Source organism: Streptomyces celluloflavus (genome assembly GCA_000720995.1).
GTDB lineage: Bacteria > Actinomycetota > Actinomycetes > Streptomycetales > Streptomycetaceae > Streptomyces > Streptomyces celluloflavus.
Genome location: JOEL01000035.1, coordinates 23260 through 49171, shown reverse-complemented (window position 1 = coordinate 49171; position 25912 = coordinate 23260). Strand labels below are relative to the sequence as shown.

Annotated in this window: 23 protein-coding genes; 16 read left to right on the top strand and 7 right to left on the bottom strand. The window is 72.7% G+C overall.

Annotation, left to right across the window (positions count from 1 at the left end; genetic code table 11):
- Nucleotides 1-25: 25 nt before the first annotated feature.
- Nucleotides 26-520: a DUF3515 domain-containing protein gene (locus tag IH09_RS26075; RefSeq protein ID WP_242640615.1), complete on the bottom strand. Its 495-nt coding sequence runs from the start codon at nt 518-520 to the stop codon at nt 26-28.
- Between the two features lie 21 nt (nt 521-541).
- Nucleotides 542-775, bottom strand: coding sequence for an Lrp/AsnC family transcriptional regulator (locus IH09_RS26070; RefSeq protein WP_052859926.1), 234 nt, complete (start codon nt 773-775; stop codon nt 542-544).
- 158 nt (nt 776-933) lie between these two features.
- Between IH09_RS26070 and IH09_RS26065 the strand changes: the two genes are divergently transcribed.
- Together IH09_RS26065 and thiD are read left to right on the top strand one after the other, a co-directional pair.
- Nucleotides 934-1902: a thiamine-phosphate kinase gene (locus IH09_RS26065; protein ID WP_052859925.1), complete on the top strand. Its 969-nt coding sequence runs from the start codon at nt 934-936 to the stop codon at nt 1900-1902.
- A 10-nt stretch (nt 1903-1912) separates the two neighbouring features.
- Nucleotides 1913-2734: a bifunctional hydroxymethylpyrimidine kinase/phosphomethylpyrimidine kinase gene (gene thiD, locus IH09_RS26060; protein ID WP_052859924.1), complete on the top strand. Its 822-nt coding sequence runs from the start codon at nt 1913-1915 to the stop codon at nt 2732-2734.
- A gap of 167 nt (nt 2735-2901) precedes the next feature.
- Here thiD and rpmB read toward each other — a convergent pair whose 3' ends face one another.
- Nucleotides 2902-3087 (bottom strand): 50S ribosomal protein L28, encoded by a 186-nt coding sequence (gene rpmB, locus IH09_RS26055; protein ID WP_003984695.1) that lies wholly within the window; start codon nt 3085-3087, stop codon nt 2902-2904.
- A 232-nt stretch (nt 3088-3319) separates the two neighbouring features.
- Here rpmB and IH09_RS26050 point away from each other — a divergent pair, with 232 nt between their 5' ends.
- The 9 genes from IH09_RS26050 to mutM all read left to right on the top strand — a co-directional run bounded on the left by IH09_RS26050 (nt 3320) and on the right by mutM (nt 13751).
- Nucleotides 3320-4981, top strand: a complete 1662-nt coding sequence (locus tag IH09_RS26050; RefSeq protein ID WP_052859945.1) for a DAK2 domain-containing protein — start codon at nt 3320-3322, stop codon at nt 4979-4981.
- A 161-nt stretch (nt 4982-5142) separates the two neighbouring features.
- Nucleotides 5143-8349, top strand: a complete 3207-nt coding sequence (locus tag IH09_RS26045) for a helicase-related protein (RefSeq protein WP_052859923.1) — start codon at nt 5143-5145, stop codon at nt 8347-8349.
- 196 nt (nt 8350-8545) lie between these two features.
- The gene (rsmD, locus tag IH09_RS26040; protein WP_052859922.1) at nt 8546-9145 is read left to right on the top strand and encodes a 16S rRNA (guanine(966)-N(2))-methyltransferase RsmD; all 600 of its coding nucleotides are present in this window, start codon (nt 8546-8548) and stop codon (nt 9143-9145) included.
- Nucleotides 9146-9171: 26 nt separating this feature from the next.
- On the top strand, nt 9172-9654 hold the full coding sequence (gene coaD, locus IH09_RS26035) for a pantetheine-phosphate adenylyltransferase (RefSeq protein WP_275126141.1): 483 nt from the start codon (nt 9172-9174) through the stop codon (nt 9652-9654).
- A 127-nt stretch (nt 9655-9781) separates the two neighbouring features.
- Complete coding sequence (locus tag IH09_RS26030) at nt 9782-10906, top strand: ATP synthase subunit B family protein (protein WP_052859920.1); 1125 nt, start codon at nt 9782-9784, stop codon at nt 10904-10906.
- A 195-nt stretch (nt 10907-11101) separates the two neighbouring features.
- A complete protein-coding gene (locus tag IH09_RS26025) occupies nt 11102-11695 on the top strand; it encodes a YceD family protein (protein ID WP_244933911.1) in 594 nt (197 codons plus the stop codon).
- A gap of 2 nt (nt 11696-11697) precedes the next feature.
- A complete protein-coding gene (gene rpmF / locus IH09_RS26020) occupies nt 11698-11871 on the top strand; it encodes a 50S ribosomal protein L32 (RefSeq protein ID WP_052859918.1) in 174 nt (57 codons plus the stop codon).
- Nucleotides 11872-11890: 19 nt separating this feature from the next.
- Entirely contained in the window at nt 11891-12742 is an 852-nt protein-coding gene (gene rnc / locus IH09_RS26015; protein ID WP_052859917.1) for a ribonuclease III, read from the top strand.
- A 73-nt stretch (nt 12743-12815) separates the two neighbouring features.
- On the top strand, nt 12816-13751 hold the full coding sequence (gene mutM, locus IH09_RS26010) for a bifunctional DNA-formamidopyrimidine glycosylase/DNA-(apurinic or apyrimidinic site) lyase (RefSeq protein WP_052859916.1): 936 nt from the start codon (nt 12816-12818) through the stop codon (nt 13749-13751).
- 46 nt (nt 13752-13797) lie between these two features.
- Here the strand turns inward: mutM and IH09_RS26005 are convergent, their stop codons facing one another.
- The gene (locus tag IH09_RS26005; RefSeq protein WP_052859915.1) at nt 13798-14715 is read right to left on the bottom strand and encodes a CAP domain-containing protein; all 918 of its coding nucleotides are present in this window, start codon (nt 14713-14715) and stop codon (nt 13798-13800) included.
- 129 nt (nt 14716-14844) lie between these two features.
- Between IH09_RS26005 and IH09_RS26000 the strand changes: the two genes are divergently transcribed.
- The 4 genes from IH09_RS26000 (at nt 14845) to IH09_RS25985 (ending at nt 21627) form a co-directional block, all read left to right on the top strand.
- Nucleotides 14845-15126: an acylphosphatase gene (locus IH09_RS26000; RefSeq protein ID WP_052859914.1), complete on the top strand. Its 282-nt coding sequence runs from the start codon at nt 14845-14847 to the stop codon at nt 15124-15126.
- A 382-nt stretch (nt 15127-15508) separates the two neighbouring features.
- Nucleotides 15509-15712, top strand: a complete 204-nt coding sequence (locus IH09_RS25995) for a hypothetical protein (RefSeq protein ID WP_052859913.1) — start codon at nt 15509-15511, stop codon at nt 15710-15712.
- A 298-nt stretch (nt 15713-16010) separates the two neighbouring features.
- A complete protein-coding gene (locus tag IH09_RS25990; RefSeq protein ID WP_052859912.1) occupies nt 16011-19997 on the top strand; it encodes an AAA family ATPase in 3987 nt (1328 codons plus the stop codon).
- Between the two features lie 211 nt (nt 19998-20208).
- Complete coding sequence (locus IH09_RS25985) at nt 20209-21627, top strand: sugar porter family MFS transporter (RefSeq protein ID WP_052859911.1); 1419 nt, start codon at nt 20209-20211, stop codon at nt 21625-21627.
- A 45-nt stretch (nt 21628-21672) separates the two neighbouring features.
- Here IH09_RS25985 and IH09_RS25980 read toward each other — a convergent pair whose 3' ends face one another.
- Nucleotides 21673-22830 (bottom strand): GlxA family transcriptional regulator, encoded by a 1158-nt coding sequence (locus IH09_RS25980; protein ID WP_110952586.1) that lies wholly within the window; start codon nt 22828-22830, stop codon nt 21673-21675.
- 166 nt (nt 22831-22996) lie between these two features.
- Between IH09_RS25980 and IH09_RS25975 the strand changes: the two genes are divergently transcribed.
- The gene (locus IH09_RS25975) at nt 22997-23320 is read left to right on the top strand and encodes a cupin domain-containing protein (RefSeq protein ID WP_052859944.1); all 324 of its coding nucleotides are present in this window, start codon (nt 22997-22999) and stop codon (nt 23318-23320) included.
- A gap of 18 nt (nt 23321-23338) precedes the next feature.
- Here IH09_RS25975 and IH09_RS25970 read toward each other — a convergent pair whose 3' ends face one another.
- Together IH09_RS25970 and IH09_RS25965 are read right to left on the bottom strand one after the other, a co-directional pair.
- Nucleotides 23339-24325: an LLM class flavin-dependent oxidoreductase gene (locus tag IH09_RS25970; RefSeq protein WP_052859910.1), complete on the bottom strand. Its 987-nt coding sequence runs from the start codon at nt 24323-24325 to the stop codon at nt 23339-23341.
- Between the two features lie 106 nt (nt 24326-24431).
- Entirely contained in the window at nt 24432-25901 is a 1470-nt protein-coding gene (locus IH09_RS25965) for a purine-cytosine permease family protein (protein ID WP_052859909.1), read from the bottom strand.
- Nucleotides 25902-25912: the final 11 nt, after the last annotated feature.

Here is a 25912-nt window from a genome sequence, read left to right as displayed (position 1 = left end):
CCGGGGCGCCGGGTTTCCCGGCGCCTCAGACCCCGGCGGGGACGGCCCCGCGCACGGCGCCCGCGAGGGCGGTGAGCACATCGACCTCGGGGGCGTACCGCCCCGGAACGGTCACCTCGACATAGGACTTCCGCAGCACCGTGGTGAAGCGGTATCCGTCCCGCTGTTTCTCGAAGAGCCAGGTGACGCCGTCGACTTCCGCCGCGTCGGCGTAGGGGTTGTAATGTTCACTCCCGAACGTCAACACCTCGGGTTTTGGCACCCCACAGCGCAGTTGCACGGCAGGATCGCCCCAGAGAGCAGTGAAGTCGGAGGCCGGTACGGTGGCACGCCGCTCCAGCCCTTTCACGGTCTGCGGCAGTGCCTTCTGGAGCGCCCGGCAGTGCCGCGCGGCCTCGCCCGTCGCGGCGGGAATCGCCGGCCCCGCCGCGCTGTCCGCTGACGAACAGCTCACCGCGGCGAGAAACGCGGCGAGCACGGGCAGGGCCAGGCGCAGCGGCCGGCGACGCGAAGAAATCACCCGGCCGAGGATACGGGGGGGCTAGATATGGACGACCGGGCAGGTGAGGGTCCGCGTGATGCCGTCCACTTGCTGGACCTTGGCGACCACCATGCGACCCAGCTCATCGACCGTGTCGGCCTGCGCGCGCACGATGACGTCGTAGGGACCGGTCACATCCTCGGCCAGCAGCACACCGGGGATCTTCGCGATCACTTCCGCCACCGCCGAGGACTTGCCGACCTCGGTCTGGATCAGGATGTACGCCTGTACCACGGGACCTCCAGGGCGGCTACGAGGATCATGTGGGAAGAAGGGACGCCACGGTACCGCGTCACCGGGCGGCGCGGGGAGACCCGCGCGGTGAACGCGGCACCGGGCGGCGCAGTCGCAGCGGAGTACGGACCGTCCGTACGCATCAGAAGGGCAACAGCATGAAGGGCACCGTGGGCGAGCTGGGGGAATTCGGGCTGATCAGGGAGCTCACCTCCCGGCTCACCTCCACCCCGGCCGTACGGATCGGGCCGGGTGACGACGCCGCGGTGGTCACCGCGCCCGACCGGAGGGTCGTGGCCAGTACGGACGTTCTCCTGGAGGGCCGGCACTTCCGCCGTGACTGGTCCACCGCCTATGACGTGGGCCGCAAGGCCGCCGCGCAGAACCTCGCCGACATCGCGGCGATGGGCGCGGTGCCGACCGCGATCCTGCTCGGCCTGGTCGTCCCCGCGGAACTCCCCGCGACCTGGGCGACCGAGCTGATGGACGGGCTGCGCGACGAGTGCCAGGTGGCCGGCGCCGCGGTGGTCGGCGGCGATGTCGTCCGCGGCGACGTCATCACCGTCGCCATCACCGCGCTCGGCGACCTGCGCAACCAGGAGCCGGTCACTCGCGGGGGTGCGCAGCCCGGCGACGTCGTCGCGGTGACGGGCTGGCTCGGCTGGTCCGCCGCCGGTTACGCCGTCCTCACCCGCGGCTTCCGCTCGCCGCGCGCCTTCGTCGAGGCGCACCGCCGCCCCGAACCGCCGTACCACGCGGGCCCGGCCGCCGCCGGGCTCGGCGCCACCGCGATGACGGACGTCAGCGACGGCCTCGTCGCCGACCTGCGGCACATCGCCGAGGCCAGCAAGGTCCGCATCGACCTGCGCTCCGCCGCGATCGACATCCCCTCGCAGATGGCCGATATCGGTACGGCCGTCGGCGTGGATCCGATGCAGTGGGTGCTCAACGGCGGTGAGGACCACGCGATCGTGGCCACCTTCCCGCCGGATGTGAAGCTGCCCGCCCGCTGGAAGGTGATCGGCGAGGTGCTCCACCCCTCCGCGCTGCCGCAGGTGACGGTGGACGGCGCCTCCTGGACGAAGACCGGCTGGGACCACTTCGGGGACAACGGGGACGCCGAGTAGATTCGGCGCCATGCGCACACCTCCACGCGTCCTGACCGTCGCCGGGTCCGACTCCGGCGGCGGCGCGGGTATCCAGGCCGATCTCAAGACGATGCTGGCGCTGGGCACCCACGGTATGAGCGTGCTCACCGCCGTCACCGCGCAGAACTCGCTCGGTGTGCACGGCGCGTGGGAACTGCCGGTCGAGGCCGTCCGGGCCCAGTTCCGCAGCGTCGTCGACGATATCGGCGTCCAGGCGGTGAAGACCGGGATGCTCTCCTCGCCCGCCCTCGTCACGACCGTCGCGGAACTGCTGGCCGGGCTGCGGGTGCCGGTCGTCGTCGACCCGGTCGGGGTCTCCAAGCACGGCGACACCCTGCTGGCCGCCACCGCCCTGGACGCGGTCCGCACCAAGCTGCTGCCGACCGCGACGGTGGCCACCCCCAACCTGGACGAGGTCGCCCAGCTGACCGGGGTACGGGTGCGGGAAACGGCCGATATGCCGCGGGCGGCCGACGCGATCCTGGCCCTCGGACCGCGCTGGGCGCTGATCAAGGGCGGCCATCTGCCGACGGACCCGGCGCGCGCGGTTCCCGTCGAGGCCGTCGACCTGCTCACCGACGGCACCGACGAACACTGGCTGCGCGCCCCCCGGCACGGCAACCGGCACACCCACGGCACCGGTTGCACCCTCGCCAGCGCCATCGCCGCACAGCTCGCCAAGGGCGACACCGTCCCGCGGGCCGTGGCGGCGGCGAAGGAGTACGTCACCGGCGCCCTCGCGGCCGGCTTCCGGCTGGGTGCGGGCATCGGCCCCGTGGACCACGGCTGGCGGCTGCGCCGGGACGGCTGAGGCCCGACCGGAAGACGACGCCGCACCGGGAAAGCCCCTGAGGGAAAGCCCCTGAGGGAAAGCCCTCAGGGGCGAGTCGGCCGCCGTGCGGACAAGCGAAAGCCGGCCCACCTTCCGGTGGACCGGCTTCTCACAGCAACCGGCTGGGCTGCGCTACGGCTAAGACGTCAGCGCGAGACCTTGCCGGCCTTGATGCACGAGGTGCAGACGTTGAGCCGCTTCGGCGTGCGCCCGATCACTGCACGGACCGTCTGGATGTTGGGATTCCAACGACGGTTGGTGCGGCGATGCGAGTGCGAGACACTCTTGCCGAAGCCCGGCCCCTTGCCGCAGACGTCGCAGTTGGCAGCCACGGGTCACTCCAAAGACTTCAGATGCACTTACGGTGAATCCCAACGGGCCGAGTGCATTGACCGACCGGCGCCGCCAGGAGAGGAATGGCCCGATTCGCATCGGGCAACCGGAGCAGCATACAACGGCCGCTCCCGTAGAACGAAACTACCATGAGCGCCCCGGGCCCCCGCCCCGGCCTCCCCACCGGACCGCCGCTACTGTGCGGTGCATCCCGTGACCCAGGAGGACGACGTGCCGTACCCGCTCGACGCCGCAGCGGTACGTGCCTGGTGCGGGCTGGCCCTGGAGGCACTCGGCCGGGAGCGGGCGCGGATCGACGCGATCAACGTCTACCCGGTGGCCGACGGCGACACCGGCACCAACCTCTACCTGACCCTCGAATCCGCCGCCCGCGCCGTCGAGGCGGCGTTCGACGGGCACGCCGCCGCCGGCACCGCGCCCCGCCTCGCCGATGCCCTCGGCGCCATGGCGCACGGCGCCCTCATAGGGGCCCGCGGCAACTCCGGCACGATCCTCGCGCAACTGCTGCGCGGCATGACCGAGGTGCTGGCGGCCACGGACGGGCCCGGCGGCGCGGACGCCGACGCGCTGCGGCGGGCGCTGCGCCGGGCCGCCGAGTCCGCGTACGCGGCCGTCGAGCACCCGGTGGAGGGCACCGTGCTGACGGTGGCGACCGCCGCCGCGGCAGGCGCGGAGCGGGCCCGCGGCGAGGTCGTCGAGGTCGCGCGGGCCGCCTGCGCGCAGGCGCGCACCGCCCTGCGGGCGACCCCAGGGCAGCTCGCGGTCCTCGGCCGGGCGGGCGTCGTGGACGCGGGCGGCTGCGGACTGGTCGCGCTGCTCGGCGCGCTCGCCGACGCGCTGTCCGGCGAGGTCTCGGCCGCCCCCGTCGCCGTACGGGCCGACGCCCCGCTCCCCGTGGCGGCCGGTCCCGCGGCGGCGCACGGGGCGGCGGCCGGCTGCGGCGCCGGTGACCCGCCGGACGCCGAGGGGCCCGCCTTCGAAGTGATCTATCTCCTGGAGGCGGGCGACGCCGCCGTGGCGCGGCTGCGGACCCGGCTCGACGGGCTCGGCGACTCCCTGGTGGTGGTCGGCGGGGACGGCCTGTGGAACGTCCACGTCCATGTCGACGACGCGGGAGCCGCCGTCGAGGCCGGGATCGAGGCGGGCCGCCCGTACCGGATCCGCATCACCCACTTCGGCGGCACCGCCCGCACGAAGGAGCCCGAGATGGCGGCGCGGGCCGTCGTCGCGGTGGTGCCGGGCGACGGGCTCGCCGGGCTGTGCGCCGGGGCGGGCGCGACCGCGGTGACCACCCGTCCCGGGGAGCCGCCCGCCAGCGGCGAGCTGGTGCAGGCGATCCGGCAGGCGCACGCCCGCGAGGTGATGCTGCTGCCCAACGACCCCGGCCTGCGGCACACCGCGGCGGCCGCCGCGGAAGAGGCCCGCACCGAAGGTGTCCGGGTCGCGCTCATCCCCACCCGGTCCGCCGTCCAGGGCCTCGCGGCGCTGGCCGTCCACGAACCGGCCCGCAGCTTCGACGAGGACGTGGTCGCGATGACCTCGGCAGCGGGCGCCACCCGCTACGCCGAGCTGGCCGTCGCCGAGCGGCAGTCCTGGACGATGGCCGGCATCTGCCAGGCCGGGGACGTACTCGGCCTGATCGACGGCGATGTCGCGGTGATCGGCGCCGACCTGGCGCGGACCGCGATGACGGTCCTGGACCGGATGCTCTCCGCGGGCGGGGAACTGGTCACCCTGGTGCTGGGCGCGGACGCCCCCGCCGCCCTGGGCCGGCGGCTGGAGCGGTACGTCCGCGAGCGCCATCTCGCCGTGGACACCGTGGTCTACGAAGGCGGACAGCACGCCGCGCCGCTGCTCATCGGCGTCGAATAGGGCCGAAGAGGACCGAATGGGACCGAATTAGGGCTGCGCCCGGGGTGGAAGACTGCGCCCGGGGTGGAAGGCTGCGCCCGGGGCGGAAAAGGCGGGCGGACCGGAAGAGCGGTAGCCCGAAAGACGGTGATTCTGGTCCGTTGTCAGTGGTGTGGTGTGCAATGGACCGCGTGGCCGCGCTCGACGAACCCCTGAAGAAAATCCTCGGTGGCACCACCGCGAAGGTGCTGGCCGAGCATCTCGACCTGCATACGGTCGGGGATTTGCTGCATCACTATCCCCGGCGCTATGCCGAGCGCGGTGAACTCACCCGCCTCGCCGATCTGCCGCTGGACGAACACGTCACGGTCGTCGCGCAGGTCGCCGACGCCCGTGTCATGAAATTCAACGGCGGCCGCGGACAGCGGCTGGAAGTGACGCTCACCGACGGCAGCGGCCGGCTGCAGCTGGTCTTTTTCGGCAAGGGCATCCACAAACCGCACAAAGACCTGCTGCCGGGGAGCCGCGCGCTGTTCGCGGGAAAGGTCTCCGTTTTCAACCGCAAACTCCAGCTCGCGCACCCCGAATACCAACTCCTCGACCGCGATGACGACACCGGCGCGGTCGACGCCTTCGCCGGCCGGCTCCTGCCGATCTATCCGGCCTGCCAGCAGATGGCGTCGTGGAAACTCGCCAAGGCGGTCGACGCGGTGCTCCCCAGCGCCCCGGACGCCGTCGACCCGCTGCCCGAGGCGCTGCGCGCGGGCCGTGCGCTGGTGCCGCTGCCGGAGGCGCTGCTGAAGATCCACCGGCCGGCGACCAAGGCCGATATCGCCGATGCGCGGGCCCGGCTGAAGTGGGACGAGGCGTTCGTCCTCCAGGTCGCGCTCGCCAGGCGGCGGCTGGCCGAGACCCAACTCCCGGCCGTACCACGGACGTTGGTGGCGGACGGCATCCTCGACGCCTTCGACGCCAAGCTGCCGTTCACCCTCACCGAGGGACAGCAGAAGGTCAGCCGGGAGATCTTCGACGATCTGGCGACCGACCACCCCATGCACCGCCTCCTCCAGGGCGAGGTGGGCTCCGGCAAGGCGCAGCCGCTGGACGCGCTGGTGCTGACACCCCGGGGGTTCCGCCCCATGGGGGAGCTGGCCGTGGGCGCCGAGGTGGTGGTGCCGACGGGCGAGACCGCCGTCGTGGACGGGGTCTTCCCGCAGGGCGAGCGGGAGGTCTGGCGGCTGGTGCTGTCCGACGGCAGCCGCATCGAATGCGACGACGAACACCTCTGGATCGTCACGGCCACCGGCACCGGGGAGCAGGGGCAGGGCGCGTCAAGGGTCCTCACGACCCGCGAGCTGCGGGCCGGGCTCCGGGACGCCGACGGCCGGCCCAGGTGGTCCATCGTGCCGGCGACCCCGGTGGATCTCGACGGTGGCGAGGACCGGCCGCTCGACCCGTACCGGCTGGGGCTGCTGCTGGGCGGCGGCGACCCGGATCCAGGGGCGCAGCCGGACTCCGGTGTGCCGGTGGACGTACCGCACGAGCGGTGCGTACCCGCCGCCTACCGGAACGCGCCGGTCAAGGACCGGCTGGCGGTGCTCCAAGGCCTGATGGACGCGGCGGGCACGGTCCGGGCGGGGGAGCCGGATGAGCCGGACGGGCCGGTTGTGCCGGACGGCATGGGCGAGCCGGCCGCGGGTCCCCGGTCCGGTGCGCCCGCCCCGGCGAGCGCGTGGTTCCGTACGGACTCGGCGCGGCTGGCCGACGACCTCGCCTGGCTCGTGCGGTCCCTGGGCGGCCGGGCGCAGGTCCGCCCTGCGCGGGTGCGGGACGCCCGCCCCGCACCCGGGGCGGACGCCGCGTACGGCGTCTCGGTGGCACTGCCCGGGGAGTACCCGCCCTTCCGGCGGGCGGAGCCGGGCCGCCTCGCCCCGCGGCCCGCGGACGACCCCGGCTTCCGGCGGGCCGTCCACGCCGTCGAGTACGCCGGCCGCAAGCCCGTCCAGTGCATCAGCGTCGCGCATCCGGACCACGCCTATGTGACCGACCACTTCACGGTCACGCACAACACCATGGTCGCGCTCCGCGCCATGCTCGGGGTGGTGGACGGCGGCGGCCAGGCCGCGATGCTCGCGCCGACCGAGGTCCTGGCGCAGCAGCACCACCGCTCGGTCACCGAGATGATGGGGGAACTGGCCCAGGGTGGCATGCTGGGCGGCGCCGAACACGGCACGAAGGTGGTGCTGCTGACGGGCTCCATGGGCGCCGCGGCCCGGCGCCAGGCGCTGCTGGACCTGGTCACCGGCGAGGCCGGGATCGTCATCGGCACACATGCCCTGATCGAGGACAAGGTGCGGTTCCACGACCTGGGCCTGGTCGTCGTCGACGAGCAGCACCGCTTCGGCGTCGAGCAGCGGGACGCGCTGCGCGGCAAGGGCAAACAGCCGCCGCACCTCCTGGTGATGACCGCGACCCCCATTCCGCGCACGGTCGCGATGACCGTCTTCGGCGATCTGGAGACCTCCGTACTGGACCAGCTCCCCGCCGGACGTTCCCCGATCGCCACCCATGTGGTGCCCGCCAAGGACAAGCCGCACTTCCTCGCACGGGCCTGGGAGCGGGTCCGCGAAGAGGTCGGGGCCGGGCACCAGGGGTATGTGGTGTGCCCCCGGATCGGCGACGAGGAGGATGCCCCCAAGGGCGCCGGGAAGGGCGCCGGCAAGGGGGCGAAGGGCGCAGCGGCGGAGGTCTCACCGGAGGACGCGGCGGAGAAGCGGCCGCCGCTGGCGGTGCTGGACATCGCCGAGCAGCTCACCAAGGGCCCCCTCGCGGGCCTGCGGGTGGCGGTGCTGCACGGCAGGATGGCCCCGGACGACAAGGACGACGTGATGCGCCGGTTCGCCGCCGGCGAGGTGGACGTCCTGGTCGCGACGACCGTCATCGAGGTCGGGGTGAACGTCCCGAACGCCACCGCGATGGTGATCATGGACGCGGACCGCTTCGGCGTCTCCCAACTGCACCAGCTGCGCGGCCGGGTCGGCCGCGGCGCGGCGCCCGGTCTGTGCCTGCTGGTCAGCGAGATGCCCGAGGCCAGCCCGGCCCGCGCCCGGCTCGCCGCCGTCGCCGGCACCCTCGACGGCTTCGCGCTCTCGCGTATCGACCTGGAGCAGCGCCGCGAGGGCGATGTCCTCGGACAGGCGCAGTCCGGCGTCCGCTCCTCGCTGCGGGTGCTCACGGTCATCGACGACGAGGAGGTGATCGCGGCCGCCCGCGAGGAGGCCACCGCGCTGGTCGCCGCCGACCCCGGCCTGACCGGCCACCCCGAGCTGCGGACCGCGCTGGCCGCCCTGCTGGACGACACCCGCGAGCAGTACCTGGACAAGGGCTGACGGCCCCGGCGGAAGCGGCCGGCGGCCCCGGCACGGCGAGGGGCACCCGCCGGACGCCGGGCCACGTGAGATCCCTCACCGCACCGCCCGGCGGCCCGGCCGGACGTTGCCCGCTGCCCGACGGAATATCGTGGGGGAGTGGGGCCTGCCCGGCTCCCGCACCGCCACTGACCACGTACGACGTAAGGACGGGCCCATGACCCGCGTGATCGCCGGTACCGCCGGCGGCCGCCGCCTGGCCGTACCACCGGGGACGGGTACCCGCCCGACCTCCGACCGGGCGCGCGAGGGCCTCTTCTCCACCTGGGAGTCGCTCGACGGCCCGCTGGCCGGCGCCCGCGTCCTGGACCTGTACGGCGGCTCCGGCGCGGTCGGCCTGGAGGCGCTCTCCCGCGGCGCCGCCCATGTCCTGCTCGTCGAGGCCGACGCCCGTGCCGCCCGCACCATCCGCGAGAACGTCCGGGCCGTGGGCCTGCCGGGCGCCGAAGTGCGGCCGGGCAAGGCCGAGCAGACCGCGGCGTCCCCGGCCCCGGCCGACCCGTACGACATCGTGTTCCTGGACCCGCCGTACGCCGTCACCGACGAGGAACTCCGCGAGATCCTGCTCACACTCCGGGGGCAGGGGTGGCTTGCGGAAGAGGCACTCGTCACCGTGGAACGCAGCACCAGAGGCGGCACGTTCCCATGGCCGGACGGTTTCGAAGCGATCAGGGCCCGTCGTTACGGCGAGGGGACGCTTTGGTACGGTCGCGCCGCTTCGACGTCCGCCGAATCGACGTCAGCAAGCGAGTCATGACCGGATCGGAGAGCGAGGAACCCGAGTTGCGCCGCGCCGTCTGTCCGGGGTCGTTCGACCCCATCACCAACGGGCACCTGGACATCATCGCCCGTGCCTCCAAGCTGTACGACGTCGTCCACGTCGCCGTGATGATCAACAAGTCCAAGCAGGGGCTGTTCACGGTCGAGGAGCGGATCGAGCTGATCCGCCGGGCCACCGCCGAGTACGGCAACGTCGAGGTCGAGTCCTTCCACGGCCTCCTCGTCGACTTCTGCAAACAGCGCGACATCCCCGCCATCGTCAAGGGGCTGCGCGCGGTCAGCGACTTCGACTACGAGCTCCAGATGGCCCAGATGAACAACGGGCTCTCCGGAGTGGAGACCCTCTTCGTCCCCACCAACCCCACCTACAGCTTCCTCTCCTCCAGCCTCGTCAAGGAGGTCGCGGCGTGGGGCGGCGATGTCGCCCACCTGGTGCCGCCGTTCGTCCTCGAAGCCCTCACCGAACGCCTGCGGAACAAGCACTGACGGGTGCGCGGCCCGGCGCGCACCCAGCAGGACTGACGCCCCGTCAGCAGGTGTCGGGGCCGGGTCCGATGGCCGTAGAGTCGTCCCGTTCCCTCGTTCCAACCCTTCAGAGAGTGGCGAGTCCAAGGTGGACGTGCAGAAGAAGCTCGACGACATCGTCCGGGCCATCGGCAGCGCCCGGTCGGTACCCATGTCGGCCTCGTGCGTGGTCAACCGCGCCGAGCTGCTCGCCATGCTCGACGAGGTGCGCGCGGCGCTGCCCGACTCCCTCGCCCAGGCGCAGGAGCTGCTCGGCGGACGCCGGCAGATGGTCGAGCAGGCGCAGGCCGAGGCGGAGCGGATCATCGAGTCCGCGCACGCCCACCGCGGTTCGCTGATCTCCGACACCGAGGTCGCCCGGCAGTCCCAGGACGAGGCGGACCGGATCCTCGGCGACGCCCGCCGGGAGGCGGAGGAGATCCGGGCCGAGGCGGACGACTACGTCGACAGCAAGCTCGCCAACTTCGAGGTGGTCCTCACCAAGACCATCGGTTCCGTGGACCGCGGCCGGGAGAAGCTGCTCGGCCGCGGCCCCGGCCTCGACGAGCAGGGCTACGAGGACACCGAGGCCCCCGAGCGCAGCGCCGACCCGGAGACGCTCAAGCAGCGCGCCGACACCTATGTCGACGCCAAGTTCGGCGCGTTCCAGGCCGTACTGACCAAGACCCTGGAAGCGGTCGGCCGCGGCCGCGACAAGCTTCAGGGCGCCCGGCCCATCGACGAGCTCGGCGCGCATCTGGCAGCGCAGGACGAACTCCAGGCCGGCGCGCCACAGGCCGACGCCGACTATCTGGCGGGCCTCGCGGGCATCGGTGAAGACCGGCCTCCGCAGACACCCCGGATGCCCCAGGCCCCCGAGCCGCAGCCCCAGAACCATCAGCCCCACGAGCACCACCAGGACCCCCAGCAGCCACTCCAGCCCCAGCAGCCCTACTACGCGGACCCGGCCTACCAGCAGCAGGACGCCTACGGCTATCAGCAGCCTCAGCAGGCCCAGCAGGACCCGTACGTCCAGCAGCAGGATCCGTACGGCTACGGCTGGCAGCAGCAGGGCTACGACCCGAACGCCGGCTACCTCCCGCAGCAGCAGGTGCCGCAGCAGCCCCGGCACGCCCCGCAGGACCGGGCCGGTGCGCTCGACGAGACCAGTCTCTTCGACACCAGCATGATCAATCTGGATCAGCTCCGGCAGTACGAAGAGGGCCGTCCGTAGGTACCGGCCGGGGCCGCCGGTGAGCGGCCGGAAGCGGATTGGGCCTATCGGGGCCCGTCCAGTATCCTGGCTCTTCGGTCGCGTGTACGTCCGCGATCTCTGCTGCCCAACCACCGATCCGGTGACGGGCGGCTCGTACCGCAGTACAGAAAGCAGGAAGCCATCAACGCCCGCCTCGACCATCGTTCCCCGCTCGTGTTCGACACACGCGAGCTGGGTCGTCGTCCCGGCACGCTCAAGCGGCTCTCCCGCACCGTCGAGGCCCCCCGGGACCTCGGCAACGAGGTCATCGGAGTGCCCGAGGGCGCGCCGGTCGAACTCGACCTCCGCCTGGAATCGGTCATGGACGGGGTGCTTGTCACAGGCACCGCCCGTGCAACCGTGAAGGGGGAGTGCGTAAGGTGTCTGGAGCCGCTGGAGCGAGAGTTCCACGCGGACTTCCAGGAGATGTTCTCCTACCCCGACGCCGACGCCCGGATCCGCCCCGCGGAATCCGGCGACGACGCCGAGGACGAGGAGGACACCCTCTTCGTCGAGGACGATTTGTTCGACCTCGAACCCGTGCTGCGGGACGCGGTGGTGCTCGCACTTCCGCTGCAGCCGGTGTGCCAGGACGACTGCCCCGGTCTGTGCTCCGAATGCGGAGTGCGGCTCGCGGACGACCCGGACCACCATCACGATGCCGTCGACGCCCGTTGGGCGGCTTTGCAGGAACTCGCCGGTGCCAACCAGGACGGCGAGAAGGACAACGCCCCCCGCCTTGGCGGGGATGAACCTCAGGAGAAGTAGCCGTGGCTGTTCCGAAGCGGAAGATGTCGCGCAGCAACACGCGCCACCGCCGGTCGCAGTGGAAGGCTGCGGTCCCCACCCTGGTGTCGTGCGAGCGCTGCCATGAGCCGAAGCAGCAGCACATCGCGTGCCCGAGCTGCGGCACCTACAACAAGCGCCAGGTCCTCGAGGTCTGAGCGGCTGGTGACGGGCTCCATGTCAGAAGCCAATTCGGCTCCCCGCCAGCGCGGGGGTGAGCCGCGCGACGGTGAACCGGCGCCGGCAGACACAGCCTCGTCCCACACGCTTCTGGAAGGGCGGCTCGGGTACCAGCTCGAGTCCGCCCTTCTGGTGCGTGCGCTGACGCACCGCTCGTACGCATACGAGAACGGCGGTCTGCCCACCAACGAGCGGCTCGAATTCCTCGGGGATTCGGTGCTCGGCCTGGTGGTCACGGACACGCTGTACAAGATCCACCCCGATCTGCCGGAAGGCCAGCTGGCCAAACTGCGGGCCGCGGTGGTCAACTCGCGTGCACTCGCCGAGGTGGGGCGCGGCCTCGACCTCGGTGCCTTCATCCGCCTCGGCCGGGGCGAAGAGGGCACGGGCGGCCGGGACAAGGCATCCATCCTCGCCGACACCCTGGAAGCGGTGATCGGCGCGGTCTATCTCGATCAGGGCCTCGACGCGGCGGGTGAGCTGGTACACCGGCTCTTCGACCCGCTCATCGAGAAGTCCTCCCGTCTGGGCGCGGGCCTCGACTGGAAGACGAGCCTCCAGGAACTCACCGCGACCCAAGGTCTCGGTGTCCCGGAGTACCTGGTCAGCGAGACCGGTCCCGACCACGAGAAGACCTTCACTGCTGCTGCCCGCGTCGGTGGTGTCTCGTACGGCACCGGCACCGGCCGCAGCAAGAAGGAAGCCGAGCAGCAGGCGGCGGAGTCCGCGTGGCGCGCGATCAGCGCCGCGGCGGATTCGGCGGCCGAGGAAGCGGCTTCCGGCGACGAGGCGTCGCAGGCGGCCGAGGACGTGCCGCCGGCCGACGACACCACGTCGCAGGCATCCTGAATCCCCTCTTCTGACCCTGTCCGGGCGGTCCCGCCGCCCGGACAGGGTCAGAAGTCTTTCCCGAGGAGTCCCTTTGCCCGAGCTGCCCGAGGTCGAGGTCGTCCGCCGCGGACTGGCACGCTGGGTCAGCGGCCGTACGGTCGACACCGTCGAGGTCCTGCACCCGCGCGCGATCCGCCGGCACGCGGCGGGTGCGGCCGATTTCGCGGCCCGGCTCAAGGGACTGCGCATCGGCGAGGCGCGCCGCCGCGGCAAATACCTCTGGCTCCCGGTGGCCGGCGGCGAGATATGGTCCGCCGTTCCGGAGGGGGCTCCGGCCGCCCTGGTGCCGTCCGAGGGCCACGGCCTCGCGGTCCTCGCGCACCTCGGTATGAGCGGTCAGCTGCTGGTCCAGCCGCAGGACGCCCCGGACGAGAAGCATCTGCGCGTCCGGATCCGCTTCGACGACGCCGAGGACACCGAGCTCCGCTTCGTCGACCAGCGCACCTTCGGCGGCCTCTCGCTGCACGACACCGTCCCGGGCGACGCCGACGACCTCCCCGACGTCATCGCGCACATCGCCCGCGACCCGCTCGACGCGGCCTTCGACGACGCCGCCTTCCACGACGCGCTGCGCCGCCGCCGGACCACCGTCAAACGCGCTCTGCTCGACCAGTCGCTGATCAGCGGCGTCGGCAACATCTACGCCGACGAGGCGCTGTGGCGCTCGCGGCTGCACTACGAGCGGCCGACCGCCGGCTTCACCCGGCCCCGCACCGCCGAGCTGCTCGGCCACGTCCGGGAGGTGATGAACGCCGCGCTCGCCGTCGGGGGCACCAGCTTCGACAGTCTCTACGTCAATGTGAACGGCGAATCCGGCTACTTCGCGCGGTCCCTGGACGCCTACGGACGCGCGGACGAACCCTGCCGCCGCTGCGGAACGCCCATCCGCCGCCGGCCCTGGATGAACCGCTCCAGCTACTTCTGCCCCCGCTGCCAGCGCCCGCCCCGGCCCATCCACGGCGGCTGAGGCGCGGGCCGGGGACCGGCAGCGGCCCGCGGGTGACGTACCGGGGTCAGAAGCCGAATTCCTGGGTCCACCAGGGGCCGCCGGGGCCGAAGTGGGCTCCGACGCCGAGGGTCCGGTACTCGCAGTTGAGGATGTTGGCGCGGTGGCCGGGGCTGTTCATCCAGGTCTTCATCACCGATTGGGCGTCGGCCTGGCCGCGGGCGATGTTCTCGCCGCCCAGGTCGCCGATGCCCCGGTGGCGGGCGCGGTCCCAGGGGCTCGCACCGTCCGGGTCGGTGTGGTCGAAGAACTGGCGCCGGGCCATGTCGTCGCTGAACTGCTGAGCCAGACCGCCCAGTTCGTGGTTGGCGGTCACCGGGGAGCAGCCGGCTTGGGCGCGCTCCTGGTTCACGAGGGACAGCACCTGGGCCTCGGCCGACGACCCGCCGTCCGCGGCCTTCGGCGGATGCGAGGCGCGCTGCGGCGCCGCGGGGGTTGCGGGGGTGGCGGGGCGGTGCGCACCGGCCGTTCCGGCTGAGGGCTGCGACGGTTGCCGGGGCGACGGGGTGGTCGAGGGAGCCGCGGCCGAGGACGGCCGGCCGGTCTCCGGGGCCGACGGGCGGCCGGTGCCGCGGCCCGCCGGGTCCGCGGTGGGTCCGGCCGACGCGGTGGCGCCGCCGTCCTGCGGCGCGGCGTCCGGCAGCGAGTCGGCGCGTACCCGCTCACCGAGGCCGCCGCCGCCCGGCTCGAACCGGTCGCCGCCGGGCAGCAGTCCGGAGGCGACCGCCACGGTGCCCATGGCCACGGCGGCGGAGGCGCCGAGCAGCCCCGTGCGCAGCGGTACCGTCCGGCGCCCGCGCGCCGCGCGCCGGCCGCGGGGCCGGGTGGCGGCCTCCGTGACGGGCGGCGCGGCCGGTCGTACGTCACCGGGCGGCGCGCCTATGGATTCCGGCGCCGGGGGAGCGGAGCGTCGATGGCGGCCCATCCGCTGTCTTCCTTCCGTCAGTGTGAACGTCCCTCACCCGTATGGGTGAGGGACGCTGTCGGCGGACTGTACGCCATCACGCAAGAGGCCGAAGTGCCCGTTGTGCAATTGTCCGGTTAACGTGCACACATGAATGAAGATGTCCGGGTGACCGCATGGGTGCGCGGCCGGGTTCAAGGGGTCGGATTCCGTTGGTTCGCGCGGGCCAACGCGCTGCGCATCGGCGCGCTCGTCGGGTTCGCCCTCAACCTTGAGGACGGCCGCGTCCAGGTCGTCGCCGAGGGCCCGAAGGATCACTGCGAGCAGTTGCTGGAGTGGCTGCGCACCGGAGACACGCCCGGCCGGGTCGATGGCGTCACTGAGATCTGGGCCACTCCCCGCGGTGGTTACGACGGCTTCGCGATCCGCTGAGGGGGCTCCCGGAAACCGGCCGGACGGTCGGTCGAGGTGATCTTGGCGCCCCGCGCGTGTCGCCTGCTCACGGGAGATATCGGCTGGTGGTTGCCAACTCGGCCGACCCGTGCAAGGCTGCCGCTGTAGGCATGATCTCCACGCCCCCGCGGGGCCTTTCTGGAGAGTTCGCGCAGTGCCCATACGGCCGCGCACTCTCAGGCACCCGAGGATACGGGGCGTGATCGTGTTGACCCTCAAACCGTTTGGTGAGACGCTGGAATCCCCGCGCACCTTAGCTGTTTGCCATTGAGTGCACCAGGTAATGACAAGCACCGCGGGTGCGAATCCCTCACGACCCACACCGCTTCGGTCGGTCACTCATTGTGGAGGACCATCCATCATGGCAAAGGCGCTTCTCGGTTACGTCGGCGGCTCCGACCCCCGAGTCCACTCCGAGATGCGACGGCTTCAGCAGCGTGTCCAGGACCTGGAATCCGAACTGATCCGGATGCAGGCCGAGAACGACATGCTGTCCGCTGCCGCACGTCGCGACGGCTCGATGCTCGACATCGACGTACCCCAGGCGGAGCCTGCGCTCACCTGACCCCAACCCCCGGACGGTGGACTGCTCGCCAGTCGCTCGAGGCACCGTTCTTCTACAAGATCTGCAAGGGACGCTTCGGCGTCCCTTCGTCGTTTCCCCGTCATTTCCGCTTCGGCTTTCCGGCGCTTTCCTTACCGCATGGTGTGCCCTGCGCTTTCCTTGGTGAAACCGAAAACAACAGCGGTCCCCCGCCGCCGATGCGCCCCGCTGCGCAGGCCACGGCCCGTTCCCGGACGGCCGCGGGCGACGGGAATGTTGCGGCCGGGCCGCCGCCGGACGGGCGGTAAAGTCCAAAGACGTGCATCTCAAGAGTCTGACCCTGCGAGGCTTCAAGTCCTTCGCCTCCGCCACGACGCTGCGATTCGAACCCGGCATCACCTGTGTCGTGGGCCCCAATGGTTCCGGCAAGTCCAATGTCGTGGACGCGCTGTCCTGGGTCATGGGCGAGCAGGGCGCCAAATCGCTGCGCGGCGGCAAGATGGAGGACGTCATCTTCGCCGGGACGACCGGCCGGCTGCCGCTGGGCCGCGCCGAGGTCGCGCTCACCATCGACAACTCCGACGGCGCGCTGCCCATCGAGTACGCCGAAGTCACCCTCACCCGGACCATGTTCCGCAACGGCGGCAGCGAATACCAGATCAACGGTGACACCTGCCGGCTGCTGGACATCCAGGAGCTGCTGTCGGACTCCGGTATCGGCCGCGAGATGCACGTCATCGTCGGCCAGGGCCAGCTCGACTCCGTACTGCACGCCGACCCCATGGGGCGCCGGGCGTTCATCGAGGAGGCGGCCGGCGTCCTCAAGCACCGCAAGCGCAAGGAGAAGGCGCTGCGGAAGCTGGACGCGATGCGGGCCAATCTCGCCCGCGTCCAGGATCTGACCGAGGAGCTGCGGCGGCAGCTCAAACCGCTGGGGCGGCAGGCCGCCGTGGCCCGGCGGGCCGCCGTCATCCAGGCCGAGCTGCGCGACGCCCGGCTGCGGCTGCTCGCCGACGACCTCGTCACCCTGCGCCGGGCGCTGCGCGCCGAGATCGCCGATGAGGCGGCGCTGCGGGAACGCCGGGAGGCGGCCCAGGCGCGGCTGCGCACCGCCCAGCAGCGCGAGGCGGTGCTGCAGGAGGAGGTGCGCACGCTGACACCGCGGGTGCAGCGGGCGCAGCAGACCTGGTACGAGCTGTCGCAGCTCGCGGAGCGGGTGCGCGGCACGGTCTCGCTGGCCGAGGCGCGGGTCCGGAGCGCCGCGGCGGCCCCGCCGGACGAGGGGCGCGGGCGCGACCCCGAGGAGCTGGAGCGCGAGGCGGCCCGGATCCGCGAGCAGGAGGCGGAGCTGGCGGCGGCGCTGGAGGCGGCGAACCGGGCGCTGGAGGACACCGTCGAACACCGTGCCGGGCTGGAGCGGCAGTTGGCGGACGAGGAGCGGCGGCTGCGCGACCTGGCCCGTGCCATCGCCGACCGGCGCGAGGGGCTCGCGCGGCTGAGCGGGCAGGTCACCGCCGCGCGCGGCCGGGCGGCCTCGGCCCAGGCGGAGATCGGCCGGCTCGCCGAGGCCAGGGACGGCGCCCGGCAGCGCGCGACCGCGGCCCAGGAGGCGTACGAGCAACTGCGGGCCGAGGTGGCCGGGCTGGACGCGGACGACGAGGAGACCGCGGCCCGGCACGGCGCGGCCCGGCGGGAACTGGCCGCGGCGGAGACCGCGCTGAGTGCCGCCCGGGAGGCGCTGACCGCGGCCGAGCGCAAGCGCGCCGCGACCGCCGCCCGGCACGACGCGCTGGCGCTCGGGCTGCGCCGCAAGGACGGTACGGGGGCGCTGCTGGCCGCCGCGGACCAGCTCACCGGTGTGCTCGGTCCGGCGGCGGAGCTGCTGACCGTCCGGCCCGGCTTCGAGATCCCGGTCGCGGCGGCGCTCGGCGCGGCCGCGGACGCCCTCGCGGTCACCGATCCGGCCACCGCCGCCGACGCCATCCGCCTGCTGCGCAAACAGGACGCGGGGCGGGCGGCGATGGTGCTGGGTGCCGGAAGCGGGGGCGGCGCAGGCAGGGCGGCGGGTGAGGTGACGGGTGCCGCGGGCGCGGTTGCGTCCGGGGCGGTACGGGTGCCGGGCCCCGCGCGGGCGGCCGGGGCGGCGGACCCGGGGGGTGGCGGCGGTGCGGGGCGTACGGTGATCGGCTCTCAGGGGACGGGTGTGCCCGAGGCTGCGGAGGCGGCCGAGGCGGTCGGTACGAGTGGTGTGACGGGGCGGCTGGGTGCGGCGGTCGGCGCGGAGGGGTCGGTCAGCGGGGCCCGTGCGGATGGTGCTGACGGCATGACCGGTGTGGCAGGTGTGGCGGTCGGTTCCGGCCGTCCTACCGGTGTGGGGGAGGCGACCGGAGTGCCGGACGGGGCCGGTTTCGCGGAGCGGGCCGGTGTGTCCGCCGGGGTGGCGGGCGGCGCCGGGATCCCCGCGCCCGCCGGACCCCGGGTGCCCGACAGCTCCGCCGAGCCGGTCAGGGTGAGCGAACTGGTGTGCGGGCCACCGGGGTTGACCGCCGCGGTGGCGCGGCTGCTGCGGGACGTGGTGGTCGTCGGGACGCTGGAGGACGCCGAGGATCTGGTGGCCGCGCGGCCGGAGCTGACGGCGGTGACCGGGGAGGGCGATCTGCTCGGGGCGCATTTCGCGCAGGGCGGGTCGGCCGGTGCGCCGAGCCTGCTGGAGGTGCAGGCGTCCGTCGACGAGGCGGCGGCGGAGCTGGTGGCGCTGGCGGCGCGCTGCCAGGAGCTGGCGCTGGTACAGCGGGCCGCGGGGGAGCGGCGTGACGCGTGCGCCGCGCTGGTCGAGGAGTGGGACGAGCGGCGGCGCGCGGCGGACCGGGAGAAGTCCGGGGTCGCGGGGGACCTGGGGCGGCTCGGCGGGCAGGCGCGGGCGGCCGCGGGCGAGGCGGAGCGGTCCGGCGCGGCGGCCGCCCGAGCCGAGGAGGCGCTGCTGCGGGCCACCGAGGAGGCCGAGGAGCTGGCCGAGCGGCTGGCGGTGGCCGAGGAGGACCCGGGCGCGGGTGAGGCGGAGCCCGATACGGCGGTGCGGGACCGGCTGGCCGCCGACGGGGCCAACGCCCGGCAGACGGAGATGGAGGCCCGGCTCCAGGCGCGTACGCACGAGGAGCGGGTGAAGGCGCTCGCGGGGCGGGCGGACGCGCTGGACCGGGGGGCGCGGGCCGAGCGCGAGGCGCGGGCGCGGGCCGCCCGGCGGCGGGCCCGGCTGCGCCACGAGGCGGCGGTGGCCGGGGCGGTCGCGGCCGGTGCGCGGCAGCTGCTGGCGCATATCGAGGTGTCGGTCGTACGGGCCGAGGAGGAGCGCGCGGCCGGCGAGCGGGCCAAGGCCGAACGTGAACAGGCGCTGGTCGCCGAGCGGAACACGGGCCGGGAGCTGAAGTCGGAGCTGGACAAGCTGACGGACTCGGTGCACCGGGGCGAGGTGCTGGGCGCGGAGAAGCGGCTGCGGATCGAGCAGCTGGAGGCCAGGGCGCTGGAGGAGCTGGGGATGGAGCCGGCCGGGCTGGTGGCCGAGTACGGCCCCGATCAGCTCGTACCGCCGGCGCCGCCCGCCGAGGGCGAGGAACTGCCGGCGGATCCGGAGCATCCGCGGCACCGCCCGGTGCCGTACGCGCGGGGCGAGCAGGAGAAGCGGCTCAAGGCGGCCGAGCGGGCGTACCAGCAGCTCGGGAAGGTGAACCCGCTGGCGCTGGAGGAGTTCGCGGCGCTGGAGGAGCGGCACAAGTTCCTCAGCGAACAGCTTGAAGACCTGAAGAAGACCAGGACCGACCTGATGCGGGTGGTCAAGGAGGTCGACGTACGGGTGGAGCAGGTCTTCACCGAGGCGTACCAGGACACCGCGCGGGAGTTCGAGGGCGTCTTCGCGCGGCTCTTCCCGGGCGGCGAGGGGCGGCTGGTCCTGACGAACCCGGACGACATGCTGGCGACCGGGGTGGACGTGGAGGCGCGTCCGCCAGGGAAGAAGGTCAAGCGGCTGTCACTGCTGTCGGGCGGCGAGCGGTCGCTGACGGCGGTGGCGCTGCTGGTGTCGATCTTCAAGGCGCGGCCCAGCCCGTTCTATGTGATGGACGAGGTCGAGGCGGCGCTGGACGACACCAATCTGCAGCGGCTGATCGGGATCATGGAGGAACTCCAGGAGAGCTCCCAGCTGATCGTGATCACCCATCAGAAGCGGACCATGGAGGTCGCGGACGCCCTGTACGGGGTCTCCATGCAGGGTGACGGCGTCTCGAAGGTCATCAGCCAGCGGCTGCGCTGACCCACAAGGGAAGTCTGTTCAAGTTTTGAACGAAGACATCCACGGTTGATCCAATAATGAAGTTCCTTCTGCCTATTGACTTCGAAACTTGAAGGCATAGTCTCGGCAACGTTGTTTTTACCTTCAAGTGGTGGGTGTCCCTAACCTGTGCGCCACTGGAAGGGCCAGTCCACCTACGCCCGGCAGCGCAGCCGGGCCACTGGAGTACACGTTGACCAGCACCGCGCCGCCGACCGTTCCGGAAGGCCGCAAGGCCCAGCCGGATCACCTCGGCCATGTCATCTTCATCACCGCGGCCGCCGCCATGGGCGGTTTCCTCTTCGGCTATGACAGCTCCGTCATCAACGGTGCGGTGGAGGCGATCCGCGGCCGGTACGACGTCGGGTCGGCCGTCCTCGCCCAGGTGATCGCGATCGCGCTGATCGGCTGTGCCATCGGCGCCGCGACGGCCGGGCGGATCGCGGACCGTATCGGCCGTATCCGGGTGATGCAGATCGCCGCCGTGCTGTTCACCGTCAGCGCCGTCGGGTCGGCGCTGCCGTTCGCCCTCTGGGACCTGGCCATGTGGCGCGTCCTGGGCGGTATCGCCATCGGTATGGCCTCGGTGATCGGCCCGGCCTATATCGCCGAGGTCTCGCCCCCCGCCTACCGCGGCCGGCTCGGCTCCTTCCAGCAGGCCGCGATCGTCGTCGGCATCGCCATCTCCCAGCTCGTCAACTGGGGCATCCTCAACCTCGCCGGCGGCGACCAGCGCGGCAAGCTCGCCGGCCTGGAAGCGTGGCAGTGGATGCTCGGCGTGATGGTCGTGCCGGCCATCCTCTACGGGCTGCTCTCCTTCGCGATCCCCGAGTCGCCGCGGTTCCTGATCTCCGTCGGCAGGATCACCCGCGCCAAGGAGGTGCTCGCCGACGTCGAGGGCCACACCGTCGATCTCGACGCCCGGGTCGTCGAGATCCAGGACGCGATGCACCGCGAGCACAAGTCGACCTTCCGGGACCTGCTCGGCGGCAAGCGGGGCTTCCTGCCGATCGTCTGGGTCGGTATCGGGCTCTCCGTCTTCCAGCAGCTGGTCGGCATCAACGTCGCCTTCTACTACTCCTCGACGCTCTGGCAGTCCGTCGGCATCGACCCGAGCAGCTCGTTCCTCTACAGCTTCACGACCTCGATCATCAACATCATCGGCACCGTGATCGCGATGATCTTCGTCGACCGGATCGGCCGCCGACCGCTGGCCCTGATCGGCTCGGCCGGTATGGCCGTCGCCCTGGCCCTGGAAGCCTGGGCCTTCTCCGCCAAGACCGCGGCCGGCACGCTGCCGACCACCGAAGGCACCGTCGCCCTGATCGCCGCGCACGCCTTCGTCCTCTTCTTCGCCCTCTCGTGGGGTGTCGTGGTCTGGGTCTTCCTCGGCGAGATGTTCCCGAACCGGATCCGGGCCGCCGCCCTCGGTGTCGCCGCCTCCGCGCAGTGGATCGCCAACTGGGCCATCACGGCCAGCTTCCCGAGCCTGTCGGACTGGAACCTCTCGGGTACGTACGTCATCTACATGGTCTTCGCCCTGCTCTCGATCCCCTTCGTGCTCAAGTTCGTGAAGGAGACCAAGGGCAAGGCGTTGGAGGAGATGGGCTGACCCACCCCGCCCGCCTTTCTCCTCGGTTCCTGGTACTGCCCCGGCTCATTCGGCGAGCCGGGGCAGTGCCTTGTCCGCGTTCACGGCTGCGCCCTCGGCTGCGTCCTCGTCCGTGTTTCCGCCCGCGCCCCGGGCCCCGGCGGTCCGCGCCGGTTCCCGCTCGGTGAGCCGGAACGCGCGGCGGTAGCGGGCGGGAGTGGTGTGCAGCGCCTGGTGGAAGCGCCGGCGGAGGTTGGTGGCGGAGGACAGCCCGACGCGCAGGGCGACCGCCTCCACGGGCAGATCGGTCTCCTCCAGGAGCGTCCGGGCCGCGCCGATACGCAGGCCGAGCAGCCACTGGCCGGGGCTGGTGCCCAGCTGGTCGGCGAATCGGCGGGCGAGGGTGCGTGCGGAGATCCGCAGCCGCGCCGCCATGTCCTCGACCGTGACCGGTTCGGCGAGCCGCTCGCTCACCCAGCCCAGCAGCGGGGCGAGCGACTGCGCCATCCGCGCCCCGTCCGTACGGTCCGCCGAGGGCGGCGCCGCGTACTGGGCCTGGCCCCCCTCACGGTGCGGCGGCATCACCATGTGGCGGGCGATCTGCGCGGCATGGGCCGCGCCGTGGTCGCCGCGCACCAGATGGAGACAGAGATCGACACCGGCCGCAGCTCCGGCGCTGGTCGCGAGGTCGCCGTGGTCGATGTACAGCACATCGGCATCCACCTCGACGCGGGGGAAGCGGGACGCCAGGTCGGCGGCCCGGCTCCAGTGCGTGGTCGCCCGGCGGCCGTCCAGCAGCCCGGTCTGCGCCAGTGCGAACGCGCCGGAACAGATGCTGACCAGCCGGGCGCCCCGCCGGTGCGCGCGCCGCAGCGCCCGGTGGACGGCGGGGTCCAGCGGCGCGTCGTCCGGGGTCCAGCCCGGGATGACGACGGTGTCCGCGGAGTCCAGGGCCGTCAACCCCTCGGTGACCAGCATGTCGTAGCCCGCGGTCGTACGGACCGGCCCCGGACCCGGCGTACAGACCCGGAAGTCGTAGTGGGCGGGCAGGGCGGGGCGGCGGGTGCCGAACACCTCGGCGGCCAGGGCGAGTTCGAAGGTGGACTGGGGCGGGTGCGCCAGTGCGACGACCTGGTGCCGCCGGGGCTGCGGCGCGCCGGCGGCGAGCCCGTGCGCGGACGCCGGGCCGGGGACGGGCGCGGATACGGCGGGGTCGGCAGGCATGGCAGGAAAGTACCCGAGGACGTCTTTTCTGACACTGGGGGAGCGCGGCGGGCCCGGCCAGGGTGGAGACATGAGCGAGCAGACACAGCAGCGGCAGCAGGCGCAGGCGCAGGCACGGGAGCGGGAGCAGCAGGAGCAGGGGACGGACGGGCGGCGCGCGCCCGGGGTGGGCGGGACGGCCGGGTACGTGTGGACCGCGGTGGGCGACGCCCCGGTGCGGGAAGTGTTTCCCGGGATCCGGGTCCGGCCGCTGTGGACCGGTGGCGACGGTGCGAAGGCCCAGGTCCTCGAAATGGACCCGGGCAGCTGCTGGGAGGGCGTCGATGTGCACGAGCCCGGTCCCGAGGAGGTCTTCGTCGTCGCGGGCACCTTCCACGACGGGGACCGGGACCACCCGGCGGGCACCTTCCTGCACGCACCGGCCGGTTCCTGGCACGTCCCGCAGACGACCGAGGGCTGCACCCTCTTCGTTTTCTACCCGGAGGGCTGAGCCCGGCCCGCCCCGCCGTCAGTCCGCGAGGCGGGGCAGCACCCGCTCGGCGAACAGGTGCAGCGAGCGCCAGCCCTCGTCGACGGGCATCCCGCCGCAGAGCGGATGCAGGATCAGCGAGCCCCGCGGCCCCGCCTCCGCCGCCAGCCGCAGGCATTCGTCCGGGGTGACGACCCGGTAGACGCCCTCCGCGCGCAGCGCCTCGGCGTCCTCGGCGGCGGAGTGCACCGCGGAGCGGCTGCCGGGGGTCTGCCAGGACGCGTAGGTGCGCGCCTCGTGCAGCAGATGTCCGCCGTACTCGGCCCAGGTGCGGTCCGGGTCCTCGGACAGGTGCAGCAGCCAGGTGTGCTCCGGCGGCAGCAGCACCCAGCCGTCGGTGCCGTGCACGGCGCGCTGCGCGTCGTAGTACGCCGCCAGCTCCGGCAGATGGGCGCTGGGGAAGAGGGGCAGCCCCAGCCGCGCGGCGCGCCGGGCCGCGGCCCGGGAGCTGCCGCCGATCAGCAGCGGCGGATGCGGCCGGGTGTACGGGCGCGGGGTGACGCGGACCGTACGGCCCCGATAGGGGAACGGTTCGCCCGTCCAGGCGGCCAGCAGGGTTTGGAGCACCTCGTCCTGGAGGGCGCCGCGGCCCGCCCAGTCCCGGCCGTGCGCCGCGTACTCCTGCGGCCGGTAGCCGAGGCCGGCGACGGTAACCAGGCGGCCGCCGCTGAGGAGATCGAGCACGGCGATGTCCTCGGCCAGCCGCAGCGGGTCGTGCAGCGGAGTGATCAGCGCCGAGACGGTGACGCCGATGCGGCGGGTGGCGCCGAAGACGGCGCCCGCGAAGGTGAGCGGGGAGGGCAGCCAGCCGTTGGCGGTGGCGTGGTGCTCCTCGGTCTGGACCGTGGTCAGCCCGCGGTCGTCGGCGAAGGCCGCCATCTCGACGGCGGCCCGGTAGCGCGCGGTCAGGGTGTCGGGGGTGGGTGCGGGGTCGACGAGGTTGAGGCGCAGGACCGTGACGGGCATGGCGGACGTCCTCTTCGCCGGCGTGGTGGGCGAAGGGGACGGTAGCTGACGTTGCGTCAGATCTCTAGCGGGCGGCGGGATCCGCCGGTCCGGGCCGGTGCGGTGGTCAGCCGACCGGGGCCGGCTGCGGGGCCGCGGCCGGCCGGCCGGTGGCGGGGTCGGTCTCCCGGGGCGCCGGCAGCACCGCGAAGATCACTGCGGCGATCAGGATCGTGGCCGCCCAGCCCAGGCCGTTCTTACCGACCCAGGTGGTGGCCAGTGGGCCGGTGAACCACTGGACCTTGGTGAAGCACAGCCCCGCGGCGAGCGCGACCGCCCACGCCGTCATGGCCTGCCAGCAGAAGCCGCCGGTGTACCAGTAGCGGCTGCCGCGGCCGGTGTTCATCAGGCTGTCCGCGTCATAGCGGACGGCCATCCGGCGCCGCCGGGCCATATCGACGCCGTAGACACCGATCCAGGCGGAGAAGGAGACCGCGAGCAGCGTCAGGAAGGTGATGAACTGGCCGATGAAGTCCTTGGCCACCAGCATCATGAACAGCCCGCCGACGAGGCTGATGGCGGCGTTGATGCTGACCGCCAAGGCGCGCGGCAGCTTGACGCCCATCGTCTGGGCGGTGAAGCCCGCCGAGTACATCGAGAGGCTGTTGATCAGCACCATCCCGACCAGCGCGGTGATCAGGTACGGCACCGCCAGCCAGATCGGCAGGGCGCCGCCCAGGAACGACATCGGGTCGGTGTTCCCGGCCGCCAGTGTCGGCTCGGACACCGCCAGCACGCCGCCCATCAGCACCATCGGCACCAGCACCAGGGCCGCGCCGGAGACGGTCGTGCCGACGATCTTGCGGCCGGACGCGGAGTGCGGGAGGTAGCGGGTGAAGTCGGGGCCGGTGGGCACCCAGCTGATGCCGCCGGCCGCGATCGTGCCGATGCCCGCGATCACCATCGCGGTGGTACCGGCCTTCTTGGCGAAGACCGCGTGCCAGTCCATGGTGGCGACCAGGTAGACGAGCACCATGATGCTGAACAGGCCGAACAGATACGTCGAGTACTTGTTGCAGACGTTCAGCGCCTTGCGCCCCAGACCGCTCACCAGGAACGTGCAGGCCACGAAGGCGAGCAGGGTGACCACGACCAGGACGTTGTTGCTCTTGACGCCGAACAGCAGGTTCAGCACGGTCAGCACGGCGTACGCGCCGGTGACCGCGTTGATCGTCTCCCAGCCGAAGCGGGCGACCCACAGGATCGCGCCGGGGAAGTAGTTGCCGCGGACCCCGAAGGCGGCCCGGGAGAGCAGCGCGCCGGGCGCGCCGCCCCACTTCCCGGACACCGACAGCACGCCGACCATCCCGAAGGCGACGGTGGCCGCGATGGCCGCCACCAGCAGGACCTGCCAGAAGTTCAGGCCGTTGGTGACCACCAGCGCCGCACCCATGGTGAGCAACAACACGCTGATGTTGGCGGCGACCCAGGTGGGGAAGAGCTCGCGGACGCGGCCCTGACGTTCGTGATCGGGAACCGGTTCGATGCCTCGGGTCTCGACGGCGCCGTCGGTTTCAGGAGCGGACGTGGTGCCCATGGTGCAGGTGT